The 6,752-nt window shown below is 40.9% G+C and carries 9 protein-coding genes; 7 read left to right on the top strand and 2 right to left on the bottom strand.

The annotated features are described in order from the left end of the window. The first annotated feature begins 2 nt into the window (after window positions 1-2). The 3 genes from ABWY16_RS18970 to rnc are packed head-to-tail and all read left to right on the top strand — an operon-like array spanning window position 3 to window position 2,250. Window positions 3-209, top strand: coding sequence for an acyl carrier protein (locus ABWY16_RS18970; protein ID WP_353906239.1), 207 nt, complete (start codon window positions 3-5; stop codon window positions 207-209). A gap of 29 nt (window positions 210-238) precedes the next feature. After that, entirely contained in the window at window positions 239-1,492 is a 1,254-nt protein-coding gene (gene fabF, locus ABWY16_RS18965; protein WP_353906238.1) for a beta-ketoacyl-ACP synthase II, read from the top strand. Between the two features lie 29 nt (window positions 1,493-1,521). Then, complete coding sequence (rnc, locus tag ABWY16_RS18960) at window positions 1,522-2,250, top strand: ribonuclease III (RefSeq protein ID WP_185960477.1); 729 nt, start codon at window positions 1,522-1,524, stop codon at window positions 2,248-2,250. A 3-nt stretch (window positions 2,251-2,253) separates the two neighbouring features. Here the strand turns inward: rnc and ABWY16_RS18955 are convergent, their stop codons facing one another. Then, window positions 2,254-2,967 (bottom strand): hypothetical protein, encoded by a 714-nt coding sequence (locus ABWY16_RS18955; protein ID WP_353906237.1) that lies wholly within the window; start codon window positions 2,965-2,967, stop codon window positions 2,254-2,256. A gap of 156 nt (window positions 2,968-3,123) precedes the next feature. On the opposite strand from ABWY16_RS18955, the gene ABWY16_RS18950 reads away from it, so the two are divergent. Genes ABWY16_RS18950 through nadD form a run of 3 tightly spaced genes read left to right on the top strand, consistent with a single transcriptional unit; the run spans window position 3,124 to window position 5,158 of the window. Continuing rightward, window positions 3,124-3,987, top strand: a complete 864-nt coding sequence (locus tag ABWY16_RS18950) for a YicC/YloC family endoribonuclease (protein ID WP_353906240.1) — start codon at window positions 3,124-3,126, stop codon at window positions 3,985-3,987. A gap of 9 nt (window positions 3,988-3,996) precedes the next feature. Continuing rightward, on the top strand, window positions 3,997-4,566 hold the full coding sequence (gmk, locus tag ABWY16_RS18945; protein WP_353906236.1) for a guanylate kinase: 570 nt from the start codon (window positions 3,997-3,999) through the stop codon (window positions 4,564-4,566). A gap of 16 nt (window positions 4,567-4,582) precedes the next feature. Beyond that, window positions 4,583-5,158 (top strand): nicotinate (nicotinamide) nucleotide adenylyltransferase, encoded by a 576-nt coding sequence (gene nadD, locus ABWY16_RS18940; protein WP_353906235.1) that lies wholly within the window; start codon window positions 4,583-4,585, stop codon window positions 5,156-5,158. 33 nt (window positions 5,159-5,191) lie between these two features. Here nadD and ABWY16_RS18935 read toward each other — a convergent pair whose 3' ends face one another. Further along, on the bottom strand, window positions 5,192-5,899 hold the full coding sequence (locus tag ABWY16_RS18935; protein WP_353906234.1) for an SAM-dependent methyltransferase: 708 nt from the start codon (window positions 5,897-5,899) through the stop codon (window positions 5,192-5,194). Between the two features lie 334 nt (window positions 5,900-6,233). Between ABWY16_RS18935 and ABWY16_RS18930 the strand changes: the two genes are divergently transcribed. Continuing rightward, the coding region (locus ABWY16_RS18930; protein WP_353906233.1) for a DUF6600 domain-containing protein at window positions 6,234-6,752 on the top strand (519 nt) is incomplete at its 3' end.

Here is a 6,752-nt window from a genome sequence, read left to right as displayed (position 1 = left end):
CTATTATCGTTGAAAAATTAGGTGTGGATGAGAGCGAGGTTACCCCAGAAGCTTCTTTCACTAATGACCTAGGTGCGGATTCTTTGGATACTGTAGAACTTATCATGGAATTCGAAAAAGAATTCAATGTAGCGATTCCTGATGATCAAGCTGAGACTATCGGTACAGTTGGTCAAGCAATTGCTTATCTAGAGAAAAACGTAAAGTAAAACATACGGTCTCCGTATAATCCGTATAAATGGAATTAAAAAGAGTAGTAGTTACAGGTTTAGGTGCACTCACTCCAATTGGCAATACTATCCCAGAATTCTGGGATAATTTGTTAAATGGGGTGAGTGGCGCTGCGCCTATTACAGGTTTTGATACAGAAAAGTTCAAAACCAAGTTTGCATGTGAGCTTAAAAATTTCAATCCTGAGGACTTTTTAGACAAAAAAGAAGCACGCAAATTAGATCCATTTGTGCAGTATGCCATGGTATCAACAGATGAAGCCGTAAAAGATTCAGGGGTTAATTTCGCTGAATTGGATACAAACCGTATCGGCGTAATCTGGGGTTCAGGTATTGGTGGTATAAAAACGTTTTTGGATGAAATGAGGAATTTTTATGCAGGTGACGGAACTCCCCGCATTAATCCCTTCTTCATCCCCAAGATGATTATTGACATTGTTACTGGTCATATTTCGATTAAATATGGCCTCCGCGGCCCTAATTTCGCCACGGTATCTGCCTGTGCTTCATCAACGAACGCCATGATTGACGCTTACAATTACATCCGTCTGAATATGGCAGATATGGTTATCAGCGGAGGATCTGAAGCGATTATTAATGAAGCCGGTATTGGAGGATTTAATGCCATGCATGCGCTTTCTACGCGTAATGATGATCCTTCAACTGCCTCCCGACCTTTCGATAAAGACAGAGATGGATTTGTTGCCGGAGAAGGTGCAGGAACAATTATCCTTGAAGAATTAGAGCATGCAAAAGCACGCGGTGCTAAAATTTATGCTGAATTAGTTGGTGGTGGAATGAGTGCAGATGCAAATCATATCACGGCCCCGCATCCCCAGGGATTAGGCGCCAGGATGGTGATGACCAATGCGCTGAAAGATGCAGGAATGAGTACGGCAGATATTGATTACATCAATGTCCATGGTACCTCAACTCCTCTTGGAGATATCAGTGAAACAAAGGCTATTGTAGACTTATTTGGTGAAGACGCTTACAAATTAAATATCAGCTCCACGAAATCAATGACTGGTCACCTGCTGGGTGCTGCCGGTGCTGTTGAGGCCATTGCTTCTATTTTATCGGTAAAAAACGACATCGTTCCGCCTACAATTAACCATTTCACGGATGATCCTGATTTCGATCCAAAGTTGAATTTCACATTCAATACTTCACAGAAACGTTTAGTGCGTGCGGCATTGAGTAATACTTTTGGGTTTGGTGGGCACAATGCCTCAGTCATTTTCAAGAAGTACGAAGAGTAAACGTTACAAATCGATTTTTATAGAATTTAATGCCCTTATTTGACCTCTATAAATTGTATTTATCCCCGGATAAAGAGTTTATAAAAAAGCTTCGAAATATGTTAGGCTTTGTGCCTGGAAATACCATTTTGTATAAAATGGCGTTCAGGCACCGGTCTGTGGCTAAAGTTTTAAAAAATGGAAGCCGCAGCAGCAACGAACGTCTCGAATTTTTGGGCGATGCTATCCTGGGCGCTGTAATCGCTGAACTGCTCTTTAAACATTATCCCTACAAAGAAGAAGGCTTTCTCACTGAAATGCGCTCAAAAATTGTAAACAGGGCAAACCTGAACCAGCTTGCACGCAAGATGGGTTTTGACCAGCTGATCGTCTTTGATCAGAAAATGGTCAACGCACAAACCAAACATCATTCGATGTTAGGTGATGCCTTTGAGGCGCTGATCGGTGCAGTATATCTTGATAAAGGATACAATTTCACTAAAGAATTATTGCTAAAACGTATTGTTAAACCGTACATCGACATTCACACGCTCGAATTGACGGAGACAAATTTCAAAAGCAAGCTGATCGAATGGTGCCAGCGCCATGCGAAAGATATAACTTTTGACATGATCCAGAACGGCGAGGGCGAAAGCGCAAAACTGTTCACAATACAGGCCGTTATCGAAGGCGAAAGTTATGGTATCGGCAGGGATTATAACAAGAAAAATGCTGAAAAACAGGCTGCAGAAAAGGCTTGCGAGGCATTATCTATTTAGCGGCTATTTTTTTCTTAGCGTATCAGTATATTGCTTATACGAATCCCTGATATATTTTACTGCATCATACTCTGTCCAGTTCCTTGATTTGCTGTACTCGGGACGATAGTTGAGCATAAAGTTTTCAAGATCTTTTCCTTCAAGCTCCGTATTCTTCTGAATCAGTGCTTCATTAAAAAATCCATCGATAGCAGTCTGTTGCATTTCCGTGTTGTAGAATTTACCGAAGCGCCTTGCCTTTTTAGGTGTACTTCCAAAAAGCTCATACAAAGCCGTTAATGGCGCAAAAATGTACGAAAGCAGTGGCGGCTTTCCCTGATAAAACGATCCCTTATCCCTGTAATCCTGTCTGAGTTCATCCAATTCCTGTTTTTTAGACTGGCCGCGGATGTTTACCTGGTTCAGGGTATTGCCCATATCCACATAAATAATCATGTCCCTGTCAGATAATACTACCTGTTCTACGTCAGAAAAACTGCGTTTAATTACCAGCAGAGTATCCCCTACAACAGCTTTGATCTGGAAGATGCCAAGGTCATTGCTTCCTACGGTATACTTAGTCCGTTTGTTGGTAATCTCAGCAAGTGCAACACGGTTTGTAGAGCCCTTAACCATAATTACCCCATTGAGCCTGAATTCCTCCTGTGCAGAAACAACAGATGCTGAAGCAAGCAAAAGTGTAGATATGTATAAACTTTTTATAGCAGTGCGAACCATTTATCTGTAATGTATATGATGTAAATTTAACTATTGTTTATCAATCTAACGTATGGAATAGGATCAAATGATCATTTGAAGGCAATTGGGCACATTAAATATTCAACACCCTAACCAATTTAACAATAAATTATATCTTTGCACATGATAAAATCAATGACAGGCTATGGCCTGGCCTCTGCAGATCAGGAAAACACAAAGTTTGCCGTAGAGATCAAGTCTTTAAACAGCAAGTTTCTGGAACTCAATTTAAAACTCCCAAGGGCTTATGCTGATAAAGAGCTGCTGTTAAGGAACATCTGCAGTAAAGAAATTGAACGCGGAAAAGTAAATGTTTCTATCAGTATTGAACGCAGTGAAGAAAATCTGAAAGGCGCAACCATCAATGCCGCATTGCTGAGCAAATATTACAAACAGTTAGAGGCCATAAATATTGATTTAGGAGCCAATTCAAATAACCTTTTACAGGCAGTTTTAAGTTTTCCAGATGTTATTTCTTATACCGAAGAAGTAGTGAACGAAGGAGAATGGGACCTTCTGCAAAGTACATTTAATGCTGCGCTAAAGAACTTCAACCAGTTCAGAGAGACGGAAGGTGCAGTTTTGAAACAGGATCTGGAGCTTCGGATTAAGAATATACTCGATTTTTTTGCACAGATCGAAGTGCTTGCACCACTGAGAATTCCTCAGATCCGGGCAAGACTGAACCAGTTTCTGGAAGAAAACGCCGCTAAACTTACTATTGATCAGAACCGTCTTGAACAGGAACTGATTTATTATATCGATAAACTGGATATTACTGAAGAGAAAATCCGTTTGAAAAGTCACTGTGATTATTTCACAGAAACCCTGAAAAGTAAAGATGCCAATGGTAAAAAATTAGGTTTCATTTCTCAGGAGATCGGCAGAGAGATTAATACAATGGGCGCAAAGGCGAATGACGCTCAAATTCAGCAACTTGTTGTGGGGATGAAGGAAGAATTGGAGAAGATCAAAGAACAGTTGTTAAACGTAATATAGACCTCATCAATGATACAAGGCAAGCTCATTATATTTTCTGCGCCTTCTGGAGCAGGCAAAACTACCATAGTCAAACACTTACTGGAGAAATTTCCTGCGTTAAGTTTTTCTATCTCGGCCACCACAAGGGAATCGCGCGGGGATGAACAGCATGAAAAGGATTATTATTTTATCTCCAAAGAAGCGTTCCTGCACAAGGTTGCCCACCAGGAATTTGTAGAATTTGAAGAGGTTTATAACGGAACTTTCTACGGTACCCTGCGTTCGGAAATCGAAAGAATATGGAATGAAGGCAAACACGTGATCTTTGATATTGACGTAGAAGGCGGATTACGCCTGAAACGCAAATACGAAGAGGATGCTCTGGCTATTTTTGTACAGCCACCTTCACTGGAAGTGCTGAAAGAGCGTTTAAGCGGTCGCGGAACAGACAGTCAGGAGAAACTGCAGGAAAGATTTATCAAAGCAGAAAAAGAATTACAATATGCGGATAAGTTTGATGTTGTGCTGAAGAACTTCGACCTGCATACGGCTTGTCAGGAAGCGGAGCAGCTGGTATCAGATTTTATCAATAAATAAATATCCGTTTTTAAGGATGGCAAAAACAGGCTTATTTTTTGGTTCCTTTAACCCGGTACACATGGGGCATATGATCATAGCAAGTTACATGGCCAATTATACCGGCCTTGATGAAGTCTGGCTGGTTGTATCCCCGCAAAATCCTTTAAAGCATAAAAAAGGCTTGGGTAATATGTATGACCGTTTGGAGATGGCCCGGCTGGCCGCCGAACCTGCTGAAAATATCAAAGTAAGCGATATAGAATTTACGCTTCCACAGCCTTCCTACACCATCGATACATTAACCTATCTCCACGAGAAGTACCCTGCAAAAGAGTTTGTACTGATTATGGGGGCAGACAATCTTGTATCCTTAAAAAAGTGGAAGAACTATGAGGTGCTGCTTAAAAACTACAGTATCTACGTTTATCCGAGACCTCACTCTGATCCTTCAGAATGGGTAGGGCATCCATCCATTACTTTTACGGAGACTCCCCAGATGGAAATCTCCTCAACCTTTATCAGGAATGCACTGAAAGACAATAAAAACATCCAGTTTCTTGTGCCGGAAAATGTGATCGCTTTTATGGATAGCAAAAATATGTACAGGTAATTCCTATAATATCTCCTTTAATCGATGCAGGATTTATCGGTAGATCAGGAAGATCGTAGGTCTTTTATGCAGATCTATTTTTTCCTGGCGCCACTGCCCTATCGACTGTGTCCTGATATATTCATCTTCTCCAGTGATATTACATGCTACGCATAGCAACGTTTGTGCTGCCGTATTTTTAACGATATCATCAAACAGGTGATTGTTACGGAAAGGGGTTTCAATAAACATCTGGGTCTGCTTGTTTTTTTCAGCAGTTTTTTCAAGTTCCCTGATGCTTTTAACTCTCTCTACCTTGTCAATTGGCAGGTAGCCATGAAAAACAAAGCTTTGTCCGTTAAAGCCCGAAGCCATCAGTGCCAGCAGCAAGGAGTTTGGGCCTACCAAAGGAACAACCTGTATTCCCCTTTTATGTGCTTCTGAGACAACATCAGCACCCGGATCTGCTACTCCTGGGCAACCTGCTTCACTCATCAGTCCTACATCCTTTCCAGTCATCAGTTCTTTAAAGTAGGGAACCATAGAATCGTTGCGTTTATGTTTACCATAATCGTGGATAGTTAGGGCACTTTGTGGAATTTTGAGACCCGCTTCCTTTAAAAACTTACGGGCAGTTTTTTCATTCTCCACAATATAGGTATCGAGGGCATTAATGGTATCAATCAGGTATGGAGTGAATGATTTTGCAGAGGCATTCTCTGCCAAAGGGACAGGAATAAGATATAGTACGCCTTTTTTCATTAGTAAAATATATGTTTTTATTTTTTTGGTATCGTTTATGTGATACCACACATTGATCAGCTATTCCTGCAAAAGAAAAGAATTAAAAACTGTAAAGAGATAATTATTGATAATAATCAGCAAACAGGCTGATCTGTCCTGTCATCCAATTCTAATCTTTAAGAGCTTAAAATCACTTAAAACAAATATAAATCCTGTATTCCATACAAAACTAATAACATAATTAGGCGAACAGCAGAACTAGCGTGCATATATTCTTCTTCTGATTAAACTATTTTTAAATTCTCTACTCATAGTGACATAAGGTTAGGTTAGGTATATTAATAACACACAAATGAAAAACATGATCAAATTGCCGGCTGTCATCCTGGGGCTACTGCTCCTGGTCACCGGTCTCACACAAAACGCAGTTGCCCAGGAGGAAGACGACATCACGCTGGAAACCTTTTACGAGGAGCTGGCACCTTACGGGAAATGGACACAGGACCCGGATTACGGTTATGTGTGGCATCCAAATGTAGACCAAAGTTTCAGGCCTTACTATACTGACGGTCACTGGACGATGACGGAGTATGGAAATACATGGGTATCTGACTACGAATGGGGATGGGCACCATTTCATTATGGCCGCTGGATAACCGATCGTTTCAATCAGTGGATCTGGATTCCTGATACCGAATGGGGACCAGCATGGGTAAGCTGGAGAAGTGGTGGCGGATATTATGGCTGGGCACCTATGGGCCCAGGAATGAATATTAATGTCAACATCAACATTCCGAGCTTATGGTGGGTATTCGTGCCACAACGAAACATCTACTATAACAATTTCCCACGTTATTATTCACGTAGAAAT

It is taken from the genome of Pedobacter sp. (assembly GCF_040513095.1).
Lineage (GTDB): Bacteria > Bacteroidota > Bacteroidia > Sphingobacteriales > Sphingobacteriaceae > Pedobacter.
The sequence above is the reverse complement of the archived record's forward strand: the minus strand, read 5'-3'. Positions and strand labels throughout refer to the sequence as shown.

Excerpts from the sequence above, each read along its gene's own strand:
- fabF (WP_353906238.1), top strand. The coding sequence starts at position 239 with ATGGAATTAAAAAGAGTAGTAGTTACAGGTTTAGGTGCACTCACTCCA.
- rnc (WP_185960477.1), top strand. The coding sequence starts at position 1,522 with ATGCCCTTATTTGACCTCTATAAATTGTATTTATCCCCGGATAAAGAG.
- ABWY16_RS18955 (WP_353906237.1), bottom strand. The coding sequence starts at position 2,967 with ATGGTTCGCACTGCTATAAAAAGTTTATACATATCTACACTTTTGCTT.
- ABWY16_RS18950 (WP_353906240.1), top strand. The coding sequence starts at position 3,124 with ATGACAGGCTATGGCCTGGCCTCTGCAGATCAGGAAAACACAAAGTTT.
- gmk (WP_353906236.1), top strand. The coding sequence starts at position 3,997 with ATGATACAAGGCAAGCTCATTATATTTTCTGCGCCTTCTGGAGCAGGC.
- nadD (WP_353906235.1), top strand. The coding sequence starts at position 4,583 with ATGGCAAAAACAGGCTTATTTTTTGGTTCCTTTAACCCGGTACACATG.
- ABWY16_RS18935 (WP_353906234.1), bottom strand. The coding sequence starts at position 5,899 with ATGAAAAAAGGCGTACTATATCTTATTCCTGTCCCTTTGGCAGAGAAT.